This window comes from Colwellia sp. MB3u-4 (assembly GCF_014077065.1).
Lineage (GTDB): Bacteria > Pseudomonadota > Gammaproteobacteria > Enterobacterales > Alteromonadaceae > Cognaticolwellia.
Genome location: NZ_JACGVE010000067.1, coordinates 22,969 through 38,903, shown reverse-complemented (window position 1 = coordinate 38,903; position 15,935 = coordinate 22,969). Strand labels below are relative to the sequence as shown.

Annotated in this window: 10 protein-coding genes; 5 read left to right on the top strand and 5 right to left on the bottom strand. The window is 40.1% G+C overall.

Going from position 1 to position 15,935, the window contains the following annotated elements; translation table 11 throughout:
• Positions 1 to 12 precede the first annotated feature (12 nt).
• Positions 13 to 2,991, top strand: coding sequence for an EAL domain-containing protein (locus tag H4J61_RS03625; RefSeq protein WP_182183759.1), 2,979 nt, complete (start codon positions 13 to 15; stop codon positions 2,989 to 2,991).
• Between the two features lie 187 nt (positions 2,992 to 3,178).
• Here the strand turns inward: H4J61_RS03625 and H4J61_RS03620 are convergent, their stop codons facing one another.
• Positions 3,179 to 5,050, bottom strand: a complete 1,872-nt coding sequence (locus tag H4J61_RS03620; RefSeq protein WP_182183756.1) for a sigma-54-dependent Fis family transcriptional regulator — start codon at positions 5,048 to 5,050, stop codon at positions 3,179 to 3,181.
• Between the two features lie 337 nt (positions 5,051 to 5,387).
• Here H4J61_RS03620 and cynS point away from each other — a divergent pair, with 337 nt between their 5' ends.
• From cynS to H4J61_RS03605, 3 genes are all read left to right on the top strand, one after another.
• Positions 5,388 to 5,828: a cyanase gene (cynS, locus tag H4J61_RS03615; protein WP_182183754.1), complete on the top strand. Its 441-nt coding sequence runs from the start codon at positions 5,388 to 5,390 to the stop codon at positions 5,826 to 5,828.
• Between the two features lie 178 nt (positions 5,829 to 6,006).
• On the top strand, positions 6,007 to 6,819 hold the full coding sequence (locus tag H4J61_RS03610; RefSeq protein WP_182135998.1) for a formate/nitrite transporter family protein: 813 nt from the start codon (positions 6,007 to 6,009) through the stop codon (positions 6,817 to 6,819).
• Positions 6,820 to 7,148: 329 nt separating this feature from the next.
• Positions 7,149 to 8,852 carry a bifunctional protein-serine/threonine kinase/phosphatase gene (locus H4J61_RS03605; RefSeq protein ID WP_182183752.1) on the top strand — a complete coding sequence of 568 codons (1,704 nt, stop codon included), beginning with the start codon at positions 7,149 to 7,151 and terminating at the stop codon, positions 8,850 to 8,852.
• Positions 8,853 to 9,070: 218 nt separating this feature from the next.
• On the opposite strand, the gene H4J61_RS03600 is transcribed toward H4J61_RS03605, so the two are convergent.
• The 4 genes from H4J61_RS03600 to H4J61_RS03585 all read right to left on the bottom strand — a co-directional run bounded on the left by H4J61_RS03600 (position 9,071) and on the right by H4J61_RS03585 (position 14,354).
• A complete protein-coding gene (locus H4J61_RS03600) occupies positions 9,071 to 9,835 on the bottom strand; it encodes an ice-binding family protein (RefSeq protein ID WP_259363078.1) in 765 nt (254 codons plus the stop codon).
• Positions 9,836 to 10,643: 808 nt separating this feature from the next.
• Positions 10,644 to 12,929 (bottom strand): xanthine dehydrogenase family protein molybdopterin-binding subunit, encoded by a 2,286-nt coding sequence (locus H4J61_RS03595; protein ID WP_182183749.1) that lies wholly within the window; start codon positions 12,927 to 12,929, stop codon positions 10,644 to 10,646.
• 6 nt (positions 12,930 to 12,935) lie between these two features.
• Positions 12,936 to 13,430, bottom strand: a complete 495-nt coding sequence (locus H4J61_RS03590) for a (2Fe-2S)-binding protein (RefSeq protein WP_182136001.1) — start codon at positions 13,428 to 13,430, stop codon at positions 12,936 to 12,938.
• A gap of 255 nt (positions 13,431 to 13,685) precedes the next feature.
• Positions 13,686 to 14,354 carry a glutathione S-transferase family protein gene (locus H4J61_RS03585; protein ID WP_182136002.1) on the bottom strand — a complete coding sequence of 223 codons (669 nt, stop codon included), beginning with the start codon at positions 14,352 to 14,354 and terminating at the stop codon, positions 13,686 to 13,688.
• Positions 14,355 to 14,556: 202 nt separating this feature from the next.
• Between H4J61_RS03585 and H4J61_RS03580 the strand changes: the two genes are divergently transcribed.
• Positions 14,557 to 15,408, top strand: a complete 852-nt coding sequence (locus H4J61_RS03580; RefSeq protein WP_182183747.1) for an AraC family transcriptional regulator — start codon at positions 14,557 to 14,559, stop codon at positions 15,406 to 15,408.
• The last annotated feature ends 527 nt before the right edge of the window (positions 15,409 to 15,935 follow it).

The window sequence follows — 15,935 nt, the reverse complement described above, 5'->3', positions numbered from 1 at the left end:
GGTTTGATAGCAATGAATCCCGACTATAATGTTATAACTGTTGAAGCACTGATTACAGCTTATGATCCTATATTAGTCTTGCTATCCATCCTCATTGCTATCTTGTCATCGTTCAGTGCTTTTGGCATGGTCGAGCGAAATATTTCCACCCACCAAAGTAGTCAAAGTAGTCAAAGTAGTCAAAGTAGTCAAAAAATAGCTTGGAATTTATTCGCTGCTTCAGTGATGGCCATAGGTATTTGGGCCATGAGTTTTATTGGCATGTTAGCGTTAAAGCCCGCAATACCAGTTAGCTATGATGTACCCGCAATAATATTGTCTGTTCTGCCTGTAATTTTTGCTTGTAGTATTGTTATGTGGTTGATAACAAAGAAAACCTTTAACTATTTCCGACTATTAGCCGCTGGCTTGTTATTGGCTTTAGCCATCAGCCTGATGCACTATATAAACCTAGCCACCATCAGCTCAAACACCCTGATGTTTCATGACGCTGGTTTAGTTTATCTTGCCAGCTTTCTTGCTGTGGCATTGGCCATAGTGGCACTGAAAATACAGTATCAAGCTATTCATCAAAGCCAATACAAATTTATAACTAAAAAGCACATGGTTAGTGCGGTAGTTATGGGCTTAGCTTTCTCTGCTATGCACTATAGCGCGATGACAGCGCTGCAGTTTATTCCACAAACCACCGATAAAGTCATCGATGGCGTTGCTCCAAACACATTAGCCTTAATGGTCACTGTGATGATATTGCTACTAATGCTCCCCGCGATTATCATTCCGTATTTACTAAGATACAAGCAGCTAATTAATACAGTGGACGAAGATGCAGAACGTCTCAATGCCATGATGGATACATCACAGGATGCATTAATTCAGATGAATGCCAAAGGCGATATTATTGGCTGGAGCCCTCAAGCACAAGATGTCTTTGGTTGGACAAATAAGCAAGCTGTAGGACAGGAACTGGCAAACCTGATTATTCCAATACCATTGCGTGCTGCACATAAAAAGGGCTTGGAGCATTTTATGGCCACGGGTGAAGGTCCTATTCTAAATAAAATAATTGAGGTTGAAGCATTACATCAAGACGGACATCATCTTCCGATAGAGTTAACGATTTCTTTTATTAAGCTAGCTGATGGCTTTGAATTTAATGCGCTTGTTCGAAATATCAGCCAACGTAAACAAGCCCAAAAAGCACTCATTATTGCCAACGAAGAACTGGCTTTTCAAAATCAAGAGAAAGATAAGCACACAGCTCAATTAATACGTGCCAACCAAGAGATAGATAAACGCGCCAATGAACTCACCCTTGCCGCGAGTGTATTCACCCATGCCCTAGAAGGTATTGTGATTACCGATGCGGAAAATAGGGTTATTGACGTTAACAAAAAATTTACTGGCATTACCGGTTACTCCCGCGAGGAGGTCGTTGGCCAAGCCCCAGAGTTCTTTCAAACAGACCGTCATCCAGCTGAGTTTTATAGCGCGATGTGGCAAGTTATTAAATCTTCTGGTCAATGGGTTGGTGAAATATTAAGTCATCGCAAAAATGGTGAAAAATATGTTGCTGGTATCACCATCAGTGCCGTAAAAAATGTTGTTGGTAAAGTCAGCCATTATGTTGCCCTCTTTAGTGATATTACCCTGCAAAGAAATCATCAATGCCAACTAGAAGAGATGGCCCATTTTGATGCCTTAACTAAGCTACCTAATCGTGCATTATTCGCTGATCGACTAAACCAAGCTATGCTGCAATGCCAGCGCCATCATAACTCGCTCGCGGTTATCTTTATGGATTTAGATGGCTTTAAAGATATCAATGATACCTATGGCCATGCGGTCGGTGATGAACTACTTATTATCGTCTCTCATCGAATGAGTGATACCTTACGTGAAGTGGACACACTTGCCCGTATCGGTGGTGATGAATTTGTCGCCGTATTAAATGATTTAGTTAACGTGGAAGATTACAAAATGGCATTAGCGCGCTTATTACGTGCAGCGTCAGAGCCTATCACTGTGGGTGATCTGGTGTTGAAGGTGTCGGTTAGCATAGGTGTTGCAATCTACCCTCAAGATGATGCCGATGCAGACATACTTATCCGTCATGCCGACCAAGCCATGTATATGGCGAAAAAAGCAGGTAAGAATTGTTATCACTTGTTTGATAACGCCCTCGATAACGCCGCTAACCTCAAACTAGAAAGCATCAGTCATATCAGTGCAGCACTTAATAAACATGAGTTCGTTTTGTACTATCAACCAAAAGTGAATATGTCTACTGGTGAAGTCGTGGGCGTAGAAGCTTTGATCCGCTGGCAACACCCGGTTCGCGGCTTAGTGCCGCCATTAGATTTTTTACCACTCATAGAAAATCACACCATTAGCCTAGAGATAGGGGAATGGGTTATCGATACCGCGCTGAGCCAAATAAGCCAATGGCAAAGTATCGGCATTACACTGCCGATTAGCGTCAACATCAGTGCTTATCAACTTCAGCAAACTGATTTTGTTGAACGCTTGGCGACATTATTGGCGGCACATCCTGATGTCTCACCACATTTGTTAGAGTTAGAAATATTAGAAACCAGTGCCTTTAGTGACATCAATTACATTATAGCGACCATGAAAGCTTGTATTAGCCTGGGCGTGCAGTTTGCCCTAGATGATTTTGGTACCGGATATTCCTCCCTAACGTACCTCAGACGCCTACCCGCCAACCTGATTAAAATAGACCAGACTTTTATACGCGACATGCTCACTGACGCAGATGACTTAGCCATTGTTTTGGCTGTGGTAAGTTTGGCGAAAGCCTTCCAGCTTGAGGTGATTGCTGAAGGAGTAGAAACTGTTGAACATGGTACGGCTTTGTTACAATTGGGTTGTAATAAAGCCCAAGGTTACGGCATCGCAAGGCCGATGCCCGCCAGTGATATTCCAACCTGGCTGAGCAGTTGGCAGCCTTATCCAGCTTGGCTACCTTAAATAATATGATGCAAGTATTATAAGTACTCTGGCAGCCACAAGGTGGTAAATCATCTCAGGTCTACATAGGATTAATTTAACGCAAAATAATCATAATATTGTTCTCAATCGTCAAGATAATAAAATGTGGTAACTGTCTAGTCCATAGTATTTTTATAACATCCAACAGCCACTAGCTATCACCTGATTAAGGCGTAAATTCCTGACGATTTAAGCCATATTTTTTTAACTTTGACGCCAATGTTGTCGGTTTTAAGCCTAATAGCTGAGCAGCACCCTTCTCACCATAAATTTTACCTTGGCAATGTTTTAACGCATTAGCCAAATTCGTTTTTTCAAGTGATTTTTGCTCCTCTACTCTCATCAACTGCGGAGCAACTTTAGGGTTAAATGATTCATGATTAAATACCGATTCATTAGCCAAAAACTCGAAGTTTATTTTATTACTTTTGGCTAAGATTATCTGACGTTCAATAATATTTTCCAGTTCTCTAATATTGCCGGGCCAAGGGTATCGAGTTAAATACTGCATTTGCGAAACTGACACTTGTGGTTTAGGTCGATTAAAGTTTAAACACACTTTATCAATAAAATGTGTTACTAAAAGCGGAATATCATCGCTACGCTCTCGTAATGCCGGTGAATGAATAGGAAATACATTGAGCCTAAAATATAAGTCTTCTCTAAATTTATTCTGCTGAACTAAGGTCTTTAATTTTTGATTAGTGGCTGAAATAACTCTGACATCAACATGTCTGGTTTTCGACTCTCCTACCCGCTCAAACTGCTGCTCTTGTAATACCCGCAATAATTTCCCTTGCAGTTGTAAAGGAATTTCACCGACTTCATCTAAAAAAATAGTCGCGCCATCTGCCAGTTCAAAGCGTCCAACTCGGTCTGATATTGCGCCTGAAAAAGCGCCTTTTACATGACCAAAAAATTCACTTTCAAATAAGTCTGCCGGTATTGCCGCGCAATTAACTCTAATTAATGGCCGGGCTTTTCGTTCACTGACTTCATGAATCGCTCTAGCAATTAACTCTTTACCTGTACCTGATTCGCCAGTAATGATGACATTCGCATTAGTAGCTGCCACTAATTCTATTTGATTAACCATATGCTGCACCTGCATACTCTGACCAATGATCTGGTGATGATTAAAATCTGCATTTAATTCTTCAAGCAAATACGCATTATCCATTTCAAGGCGCTCTTTTAGTGTATCTACCTCTTTTAAAGCGTTTAACAATTTAGCTTGAATAGACTTTCTTTGTGTTATGTCTCGAAAAATAACTACGGCGCCGATTAATAAACCATTTTCAGTTACTGGGGTACTTTTATATTCTACCGCCACTGGCATACCACTTTTTGACCAGAACACTTCGTCATCAACACTGTGTACTTCTCCATCTTTAAAAGCAGCATAAATCGGGCATTTGTAAGCGTGGTAATGCTCGCCATTGGCATGCGAGTGATGAATCACGTCATGAATACTTTTCCCGACAAGTTCTGCTTTTCCCCAGCCTAATATTTGCTCGGCCGCTGCATTTACAAAGGTGGTATTCCCGTCAACATCTACGCCATATATGCCATCACCTACCGCACTGAGTAACAATTGATTTTGTCGCTCAATTTCTTCAAATACACTTTCGTTAGCATTCCAATGGACAATACCCGCTTTATATTTAGCTTGCGCTGTTGCTTGGTAGTAACGGGCATAAGTCACTTTGGCACTTTGGCAAGAGAACAAAAGCTTATTGTCTAAAGCGCTAGCCGTAATATCTAAATATATTTTTTCATTATTGATGGTGAGAAACAGATCGTTTGTCCACGCTTCGCCCTGCGCTAATATTTGTTGAGTAAAATGAATTAACTTATCTAAACAGCCAGTAAAAAGCTGCGTTACGCTAACCTTTGTTAACGTATTATTTTCTAACTCAACGTCGCTTTCGATAGCAAATAATACTGCAGCTTTGTGGTTTAACTGCAAAATTTTATTATTAAAAGGATCAATATATAACAGTGCGTTAGGTGCATTTAAAAATAAGTTCGCTTGCATAAAAAATTCCTGATGACTTATCAACTAACCCCACCATTCAATTTCTAAGCCAAGCAACGAAATTTCGTGCAAAACAGCACGAAATGTCGTTTATCACGAAAAATCGTGGCCTTGTACAGACCAGTAAAATAATTAATATCAATAAAAATCAGAAGCTTAATTAAATGCGAGCTATTGGCATAGTTTTCGCAATTGTTAATGTCAGTAGATAACAAGGTTAGTCGTTTGATGGTTAAATCAACGCGTAATTTAAAATGCTTGCACTGTGTTGAAAATAACGCACCAAGATTAAACAGCTAACTTAATCAAATAATATTTTTAATCTTAAGGAAGTCACATGAATAAGCTCGATGTAACTGAAGCAATATTTGCAATCAAAAATGAAAAAGAACTTAGTTGGCAGAATATTGCAGACGCTGTGGGTATGTCTATCGTTTGGACAACCTCCGCCTGTTTAGGCATGAACAGTTGGCCTGAAGTTGAAGCTGATAAAATAATTGAATTTTTAGCCTTACCTAAAGAAACAAAGCAAGCCCTAATGGCCTACCCAACCAAAGAGTGGGATAAGTCAGTACCACAAGACCCATTAATTTATCGTATCTACGAAGTGGTAGGCGTCTATGGCGGTACCCTTAAAGAGGTTATTCAAGAAAAGTTTGGTGACGGCATCATGAGTGCTATCGACTTCTCTATGGAAGTAGAAAAAGAAGAAAATCCAAAAGGAGATAGAGTCATTTTAACCTTGAATGGTAAATTTTTACCCTATAAATCATGGTGATCTTATTTGGTGCGACAGGCTAATTAAAGTTGTGCAACGCTGGCAAATAAAGCCAAACAAACCAAGTAAAAAACAATATATTCAATAAGAATTAACATGTTACATGACTGGCATTCAACTTGCTTTGTTAGGTAAACAGTAAAATGAATTAACCTTACTATTAAATAGAGATATAACAATGGCTTATATAGAACCCAGTGAATTTGTAACCAAGATGGTGGACGCAGGTGAACAGAAAGTTTACATGTCTACCAAAGATACTCTTATACGTGCTTTTATGGCCGGCGCTATTTTAGGCCTAGCTGCGATATTTGCGATTACGGTGGCAACTAAAACAGGTAGCCCTATTTTAGGCGCCTGTCTTTTCCCTGTTGGTTTTATCATGCTTTATTTGATGAAGTTTGATCTACTCACTGGTGTATTTACACTGGTACCATTAGCCTTATTAGACAAGCGTCCTGGTGTTACCTTTGGCGGTGTAATGCGTAACTGGGGCTTGGTCTTTCTAGGTAACTTTGGCGGAGCAATGACCACAGCCTTTTTAATGTCCTTTATTTTAACCTATGGTTATTCGGCTGACGGCGGTGCTATTGCAGCTAAAGTAGCAAGTATTGGTGAAGCAAGAACCGTAGGTTACCAAGAACATGGCTTAAGTGGCTGGATCACTATATTCTTCCGTGGCATGTTATGTAATTGGATGGTATCAATGGGTGTGGTTGGTGCGATGATCTCGACTTCTGCTGGTGCTAAAATGGCCGCCATGTGGATGCCCGTAATGTTGTTCTTCTTTATGGGTTTTGAACATTCAATTGTTAACATGTTCTTATTCCCATTCTCAATGATCATGGGGGGTGACTTTACTGTTTATGATTATTTGGTATGGAACGAAATTCCAACGGTACTAGGTAACCTTGCCGGTGGCTTATTATTAGTAGGTTTACCATTATACTTTACACATGTTAAAACATCGCCAAGCAGAAAACTTGCTTAACTCACGCTTTATCAATGGCTTATTCAAAGCATAAGCTTGTATGAGTCAATTAATAAATAACTAATACCCATTTGATTAAATAAGTGAACTACTTTTTAATGGGGAAAAATGGCTAAATACAAGCCATAAAATTTAGTCTGTAGTTATGCTACTTATAAATTTTATAACGCCGTAGTTTTTCATTGTAACCATTAAAAATGAGCAGGTAATTAATCAACTTGGAATAATATCAATGCAGATAAAAGACTTCGTAATTTAGGTTACTAAGTCTTTTTATTGCTTCAAACTTTACCGATTTAAGCTAATTTTAATACCATTGGAAACAAGTAATGAGTCAAGCATTAACTGTGAGTATTGGCGGCGCGACCAATAAAGGTCGAAAAAAAATCAATCAAGACTTTCTCGGCAACATCATTCCTAAAGAACCCATGCTTAGCAGCAAAGGGATTGTACTTGCCATGGCTGATGGTATTAGCTCAAGTAACGTCAGCCAAATTGCCAGTGAAACAGCAATATCGAGTTTTTTAGAGGATTACTACTGTACGTCTGATTCATGGTCTGTTAAAAATTCTGCACAAAAAGTCATTAAATCGATTAATTCATGGCTTTATTCACAAACACGTAATAGCCCTTATCGCTTTGATAAAGACAAAGGCTACGTCTGCACCTTCAGTGCGCTGATATTAAAGTCAAATACGGCACACCTTTTTCATTCAGGTGATACGCGAATTTATCGTTTATCAGGTCAACAATTAGAGCAATTAACCGAAGATCACCGCCGAGTTGTTTCCGCCGATGTTAGCTATTTAACTCGCGCTTTAGGGATTAACCAAACATTTGACATTGATTATCAAAGCCAGCTACTTGAGCAAGGCGATATCTATATTATTGCCACTGATGGCGTTTATGAGTTTTTAAATAATGCTCAAATCGCCAATAGCATTAACAATGCCCAGAGCTTAGAAAATGCTGCTGATACCATTATTGCACAAGCACTTGCCTTAGGAAGTGATGACAACCTCAGTGTTCAAATTGTCCGTATTGATAACGTGCCCAGCTATCAACTTGATGAAGTGCATCAACTCACCTTATTGCCATTACCGCCAAGACTTTCACCAAGAATGCAGTTTGATGGTTATGAAATTATCCGCGAAATATATATTAGTAGCCGAAGCCATGTTTTTTTAGCACGCGACAACGACACACAGCAAACCTTAGTGATAAAAACGCCATCCACTGAATTAAGAACCGACAAGCAATACCTTGAGCGTTTTATGCTAGAAGAATGGATAGCTAAACGCATTAACAATCCACATGTTGTTAAAGCGATTCTTCCGAAAAGAAAACGTCATTATTTATATTTAGTGACAGAATTTATTGATGGCATTTCGTTAAATCAATGGATGATAGACCATCCAAAACCAAGCTTAGAACAAGTTAGAAACATTATTGAGCAAACCGCAAAAGGCTTACAGGCTTTTCACCGCCAAGACATGATACATCAAGACTTACGCCCAGCTAATATCATGATCGACAATACTAAGACGGTAAAAATAATAGACTTTGGCTCAACCTTTATTGCCGGTGTTACCGATGCTAACACCGAAGAAATTATGCGCGGTACCATTCGTTATTCAGCCCCTGAATATTTTTTAGGACAATTAGGCACACAGGCATCTGACCTTTATTCGTTGGGCGTGATCACTTATCAAATGTTATCAGGTAAATTTCCATATGGTCGTGAAATAGCACAAGCGAACAGCGTATCAGCGCAACGTAAGCTCAACTATAAATCGATGATCAATGATAATACTGAATTACCCCTTTGGATTGACGATACACTTGAACGCGCTTTAAAAATTGATCCCTTAAAACGCTACTCTGTGTTATCGGAGTTTGTTCATGACTTGCGACAGCCGAATAAACTATTTTTAACAAAAACTAAACCGCCGCTAATACAGCGTGATCCTGTCATGTTTTGGCAATGGGTTAGTCTTATTCTATTACTGCTGTTGATTGTACAGGCACTTTAAAAAATATTTTCCAGTGTGTGAATTTATACGTTCATGACTTAGCTTGAAATTAACAAAATTGTCGCTATTATTTATTGCAATAAATGAGTTTTTGCAATAAATAAATTTTGACCGTTTTGAACAATGACATAAAAAAGAGGGTTAGAGAGTTTACTCTCTAACCCTCTTTATCATTAGCGTGTCGATACTTTACACTAGTCAGCAGACCTTGATTTTAATTATGGCCTTACAGGAAATTCAACCGGTGCTGTAACGGTATTTTTTTGCAATGTCACCGCGGTTCCAGAGAAGAGTCTGCCTTTGACTTCGGTGTGTGTATTCAAAGAAATCAATGTTTTACTCAGAACAATACCTTTAAAAAAGGCATCTGTTCCAAGGGCAGTTTGACCTGCAACTTGCCAAAAAATGTTCTTGGCTAATGCACCACCGGCTAAAGTAACCCTAGTGCTATTCGCCTGATTCAAATTACCTGATACCTGCATTATCCAAACATCATTCGACGTGCCCTTAAAGGTAACATCTGTGCTGATATTGACGTTCGTAGACCATTTATAAACGCCAGGTACTAGCGTTAAACCGCCAATTTCTCCTGCGCCAAGTTCTGTGCTATCTGCTGGGCGTCTTGCAGCGTCATTATAGGCAGTTTCCATATCACCCACGGCAACACCGAGGTCGTATGCTGAATTTATCGCACAAAGTGGGCCATTGGCGTCAACCGTGAAAATGGTGCCTGTTACTTCAGGGCAGCTAATTAGCAGCGCTGCACCGGTAATTGGACTAGTACCTACATCGCCTGTAATAGCGGAAGTTTTCACATCGGTAATGCCAGATTTACTTAAAATAGTGAAAGTACCTGCAGCGCCAAGTTCAACGGCATAAGCACTAGCCGCTCCACTTCCTTTAGCCATAGCATTTCCAGCAAATAAACTAGCGATAATGAGTGGTAATAGTGATTTTTTCGCATTACTTATTAATATCTTCAAAAATATTTCTCCATATGGAACTGTTAACTTCAAGTAACAAAGTTGTTACTAATAAGATTCCATTTTGGCTATTTAAACATAAAAACGAAAGCATATGTTGCTAGTAGCAAGATAACTTATAATAACAACTGATATATTTTAATGAATTTTTCATTAAATCCCTAGGGTGAATTAACCATTGAAAAACACCTTCAGGCACTGTTATCGCTATTTATCTCACTTACCGCTTGATGGACGTCGCCAGAAAATAATAACAATAAAAAGAACATTGAAGTCCCGATTTTAGCTTAAAAAATTTAATAAACGCAACCATAAAGCTACCGACAATCAGTATTTATCCACCACTAGGTTAAACAATATTGGTACTCAATCCACAAGCACCTAGGGTAAAAGTTTTCCTATTATGACTTCATACAGTTTAACGGCCATAGTGTTGAACACAGGGAAGGTTTAGTAGCAGGTCAACACTTACCCTTAAGCTAGACTTTTGCCAGCAATGCCTTGATTATTTCAAGATGAACAACCTTTGAGCGATTGTCAGTTAGGGGGGGTTCTCTGCTCAACAACGGCTAATCCACAGCCTACATTGTATATGCTGAGTTTAGCTGTTTAGCTGTTTAGCTGTTTAGCTAAGTATTGCATGCAGCATAAAAATATTGAGTCTAGAATGTGCAGGCACATTTAGCATGGGAGCTGAAAATAAAAAGCCCTTAGTCGCGATGAAGACAACTAAGGGCTTTAATAAACGAGTTAGTTATAGCCTTTATATACTCACTATAACTCACTTAAAAGTGACAACCTTTATTGCTTAAGCATTTTTGATTGCTGCGGCGGTAATAGGTAAATCTCGCACTCTAACACCCGTTATTTGAAAAATAGCATTGGCTATCGCGGGTGCTATCGATACTACGCCAGGTTCGCCCAAGCCGACAGGAAACTCATCGCTTTCAACAAATTCAATATCGAGCTCAGGTACGTCACTCATACGTAATGGTGAGTAGGTGTTTAAGTTGAGATTACTCACCTGACCATTTTCTATCGGGCTTTGTTCGTGTAAAGCTAAACTTGTTCCCCAAAGCATAGAGCCTTGAACTTGCGCTAATGCGCCATCCGGGTGAACAATAACACCAGCATCAACAATCATGGTGAGCTTTTTAACGGTTATTTTTCCTGAGCTAGGCTCAACATGAACCTGAGCAGCACAAGCCATCCAAGCCGGCATGGTACGTTCTTGTCCCGAACTTATCGCAACACCCATGCCTTCATTCTTAGCGAGTTTAACATCTTTGGTTTTTTGCTTAAGAATGTTGAGTACATTCGCTAATCGCTTGGCACCACCGACACTTTCTGGTGCTTTACCGGCTTGTTTACCTAAACCGTCAAGCATGGATAAGCGAAAATCAATCGGATCAGTTTTGCTTTGATGGGCAATTTCATCAATAAATGATTCTAATCCCCAAACAATCCAACCCTGCCCAACAGATCTTAACCAACCAGGCAGTATGGTTTCTTGTGCTAGGCTATTATTGACCACGCGCACACGATGATTGTCCATGCTGTACCAGTGATCGGCACCACTGGTAGAAAACATATCAACACGCGTTTTTTTATCTAAGCTTTCAGGCATAAATCCTGGTGCCATGGCTAAGGTTGGCCAACCGGCAGCCAGTGCATGCTCCATACCGGTAAATTTATTTTCCTGATCAAACACCGCTCGAAACGAGACGACAGACGGCGATCTGGGTTGATCAAATCTAGAGTCATCTTCACGAGTAAATACCATTTTTACTGGCTTGCCAATTGCTTTAGCGGTTAATACCGCAGGTATCGCATAATCGCCGAATAAACGACGACCAAAACCACCACCGAGATATTGCTGATGCATAACAACTTTGTCATCAGTTACTTGCAGCGCTTTGGCGATCGCTGGCAAGGTTAATGACTGCCATTGATTACCGGTATAAACATGCCAAAGACCATCTTTTTCTTCTACGGTGGCGTTAACTGGCTCTAAAGCGAAGTGTAAAACGGTATGCGTGCGATAAACTGCATCAATCGCTTTATCAGCTTTAGTACTTGCCGCTGAGAAATCACCCTGATCAATAAACAATCCGCCTTCGCTCTTATCAGTAACTAAACGCTCTCCTTCTTGGAGAATATCTTGCTCACTGACCTTAGCTGTTTTACCCACTTGATAGCTAACCTTTAAGGCATCAGCCGCTTGAATGGCGCCATAATAACTATCCGCCGCGACACTAACCCAACCTTGAAGGTGGTCACTCGGGTCTTGCAAGAGATGATAACCCAAATAACCTTTGATTTTCTGGGCGGCACTGTCGTCAACATTCGTGACTTTACTGCCATATCGGGTCGGTGGAATAATCGGGCGAGCATAGACCATACCGGCCAACTCTATATCAATACCATAAACGGCTGAGCCATTAGTTTTAGCCGGAATATCAAGCGCTAAGGCCGGTTTTCCTACTAAGCTTCTTTTACTTGCAGGTTTTAACGGTAAAGCGCTAATCTCTTCTGGTGTAAAGGCACGATTAAAATGGCCTTTGGCAACAATGTCACCAAAACTAATTGAGCGATCTTGATAAAGTACCGCGCCATTTTCTACGCTACATTGCTCTGCAGGGCAATTTAAGATTTTCGCTGCCGCTTCTATTAAGGCTATACGCCCTGCAGCACCCGCTTGAGACATGGGCTTAAATGTTTGAAAAACTGACCATGAACCACCCGTGACCATATAACCCCATTTAGGATCGGTGTCGACATGCGTGATGGAGACTTTAGACCAATCAGCCCCTAGTTCATCAGCAACAACGCGTGCTAGTGCAGTGCCAATATGTTGGCCCATTTCTGCCTTAGCAATATTAATGTTCACTTCACCTAATGGGTTAATTTCAAACCAAACCGTTGGGGAAAATAATTTATTTTTCAGGGTTTCTTGAGGACTGTCACCTAAGCCTACTGCGCCAACTAAGGGGGCAAAAGCCATTAACAGCGAACCACTGACCGAACCTACTAAAAATAGACGTCGAGATAAGCTGACATTATTTTTTGCATCTTTAATATTTTTCATTGCCATACGCCTTTATGATTGTTGCGTTGAAGAGCTAGGATCAAAAGTTTGCACATCGGCTGACATCACACCGGCCGCATTTTTAATCGCACTTTTAATGCGTACGTAAGCCATACAGCGACATAAATTTCCGCTCATGTGATCGACAATTTCTTGGTCACTCGGTGACGAATTACTGGCTAATAAAGTAGCGGCTTGCATAATTTGTCCCGACTGGCAGTAGCCACATTGCGGCACCTGTTCATCAATCCATGTTTGTTGTAATGGATGTTTGTTTTCTAAACCTTCAATCGTGGTGATATTTTTATTTTCTGCGGCTATTAATGGAAAAGAGCATGTTCTGACTGGTGCACCGTCAATATGTACGGTACAAGCACCACACAGACCAATACCACAACCAAACTTTGTGCCTTTAAAACCAAATTCATCACGGATAACCCATAATAATGGTGTGTTTACATCAGCAGCAGAGGAAACCTTGTTCCCATTTAACTTGAATACAATCATAGCTTTCTCTCCCAAAATTGAGTTGAAACATTAACAACTCATCAATTTATTAAGTACGCCACTTATGGCAGTGGCTAATTATTTATCTAAACGTGCTTGGCACTGACTGAGATTAATAAAGCGATGTTTTCAAGGAACTGATCTCCCAAAACAAAGCCAGCGATTAACATGGCACTGACAACGCCGTTTTATCATCTACTGTATAACGCTAAGTTTAACACTTTCTATTGATGGCTTTTTATTAAACTGCCAAAGCTAGGCATAATCGTAGGTGCCACCCGATTTTAAGGCTTTTTGATACCCTGCTCGAGCCTGAAAACGTTTAACGTAGGCAATAATTTTTGGATAATCTTGGTCAACTGTCTTCCTTGCTGCCCATGCTTCTAAAGGAAAACTCATTTGAATGTCAGCGCCTGATAGCTGATCGCCAGCAAACCATTCATTATCAGTTAAATGGTGCTCGATTAACGCTAAATTAGCCGTGATATTGGGCCCAACATAGCCCGCCATGACTTTTTGCATAATGGCTTTAGCTATGTATTTAACAAAAAATGGTTTCGACCTTTGCACTGCCTTTTCTAAAATGAGTTTCAACAATAATTGCTGCATCATAGTACCTTCAGCAAAATGTAACCAGTATAGATACTGGCGATGTGCTTCAGTTTTAGTCTCAGGAATGAAGTTACCTTCACCATAAGTTTGAGCAAGATATTCAATAATCGCTCCAGATTCTGCCACAGTAATGTCACCATCGGTAATGACTGGAGACTTACCCAAAGGATGTATTTTTTTAAGACTAGCAGGCGCTAGATTAGTCTTGAGATCACGTTGATATTGTTTTACTTCATAAGGTACGCCAAGCTCTTCCAAAGCCCAAAGAACCCGTTGAGACCGAGAATTATTTAAGTGATGTACAACAACCATAGTTTTCTCCAATAAGATAAAATATCAACTAAGCTATTGCCATTCGATTGCCATTCAGTTGCTAGAGTTAAGCATTGACCTTGGCAATCTTTTTGATGGTCACAACTTAGGGCACAATAGTGCAAGTATGTGTTATTTTAGTATCTTTATTGCTTGCTGTCGCATAGCATTGAACCCTATAACTATACTATTGGACTATTTTATGCTTTGGGCTTCCAGTGTTGTATTACAGCATGATATCGAGCAACACCACCATAACCTGCATGAGTTTGTTGTCTGTTTACAAGGCAGTGTAAACATCAGCATTAATGACGAGGTGCATCACTTTTCAGCTGGACACTCTATTTTTATCCCCGCTAAATATCCACATACCATTGCTATTGATAAGCAAAACGCTACCAAGTTACTCTTTGTCTGCATTAATCCACCGTCATTTGATACTTTGTCAAACCCTACTAATCGCCTGTTTTTAAATACGTTATCTGAAGGTGGCTTTTTAATCAACAATAACCAAGTTAACACTGATGACAGCACTCAGGAAATGCAAAAGATTGCCCATGAAATCGAAGCATCCCCTAATTCCAGCTCGCTACTGCATGCGAGTTTAAAAGAGAATTTATACTTGCGGTTATTGCTTATTCATATGAGTAGTGCCGGTTATGAACAGAAAACAAGTGCGCAATCATCGCTGCGAATGACTAAAGCGCAGAATTGGATTCATGACAACTATGCCATGGATATCACGCTGGAAATGGTGGCAAATCAAGTTAACATATCGAGAAGTCATTTTGCGCGTCAATTTCGTCAGCACACAGGATTCAGTGTCATTGAATATCTCCTCAAGGTGCGCTGCGATGCTGTGGCTAAGTTACTTGCCAGCTCAGACACAGATATAACAGCAGTAGCATTCGCTACAGGCTTTAGTAATTTAAGCCATTTATACCGACACTTTAAACGCCGCTATGGCATAACTCCTGGCGCTTTTCGGCAGATGATTAAAAATCAAGGAACCACACTAACAACGCCACTCAATGAAGAAATGCGAAAAGTGTAAACTAAATTTAGTGACTAATACCTGCTCAGCCTTAAGGCAATTTAGCTGCCATAGATACAAAAAATTAGCGACAAAAATATTCTGCTGCTGATATTTTTTTGGCCCATCGTATGAATGGCCCGCTTAACGGTTGACAGACTAAAGTCTGACCTACAAAAAATAACCCAACGTTAGATGAGTGGCCCGCTTAATGGATGACTGACTAAAGTGCGACCTACAAAAAATAGCCCAACGTTAGATAAATGGCCCGCTTAATGGATGACTGACTAAAGTGCGACCTACAAAAAATAACCCAACGTTAGATGAATGGCCCGCTTAACGGTTGACAGACTAAAGTCTGACCTACAAAAAAATAACCCAACGTTATATGAATGGCCCGCTTAATCGATGACTGACTAAAATGCGACCTACAAACAACTTACTCTGCGCTACATGCTCTCCTATAAAAGAAATTGTGGCTAACATACTCATTTGCTCTGTAATCCTTTAAATATTTTACTTTATAGCCTAGCAACAATCTTGCGAAA

Bases quoted from the DNA above. Each gene is read 5' to 3' on its own strand.
- H4J61_RS03625 (WP_182183759.1), top strand. From the start codon at position 13: ATGAATCCCGACTATAATGTTATAACTGTTGAAGCACTGATTACAGCT.
- H4J61_RS03620 (WP_182183756.1), bottom strand. From the start codon at position 5,050: ATGCAAGCGAACTTATTTTTAAATGCACCTAACGCACTGTTATATATT.
- cynS (WP_182183754.1), top strand. From the start codon at position 5,388: ATGAATAAGCTCGATGTAACTGAAGCAATATTTGCAATCAAAAATGAA.
- H4J61_RS03610 (WP_182135998.1), top strand. From the start codon at position 6,007: ATGGCTTATATAGAACCCAGTGAATTTGTAACCAAGATGGTGGACGCA.
- H4J61_RS03605 (WP_182183752.1), top strand. From the start codon at position 7,149: ATGAGTCAAGCATTAACTGTGAGTATTGGCGGCGCGACCAATAAAGGT.
- H4J61_RS03595 (WP_182183749.1), bottom strand. From the start codon at position 12,929: ATGGCAATGAAAAATATTAAAGATGCAAAAAATAATGTCAGCTTATCT.
- H4J61_RS03590 (WP_182136001.1), bottom strand. From the start codon at position 13,430: ATGATTGTATTCAAGTTAAATGGGAACAAGGTTTCCTCTGCTGCTGAT.
- H4J61_RS03585 (WP_182136002.1), bottom strand. From the start codon at position 14,354: ATGGTTGTTGTACATCACTTAAATAATTCTCGGTCTCAACGGGTTCTT.
- H4J61_RS03580 (WP_182183747.1), top strand. From the start codon at position 14,557: ATGCTTTGGGCTTCCAGTGTTGTATTACAGCATGATATCGAGCAACAC.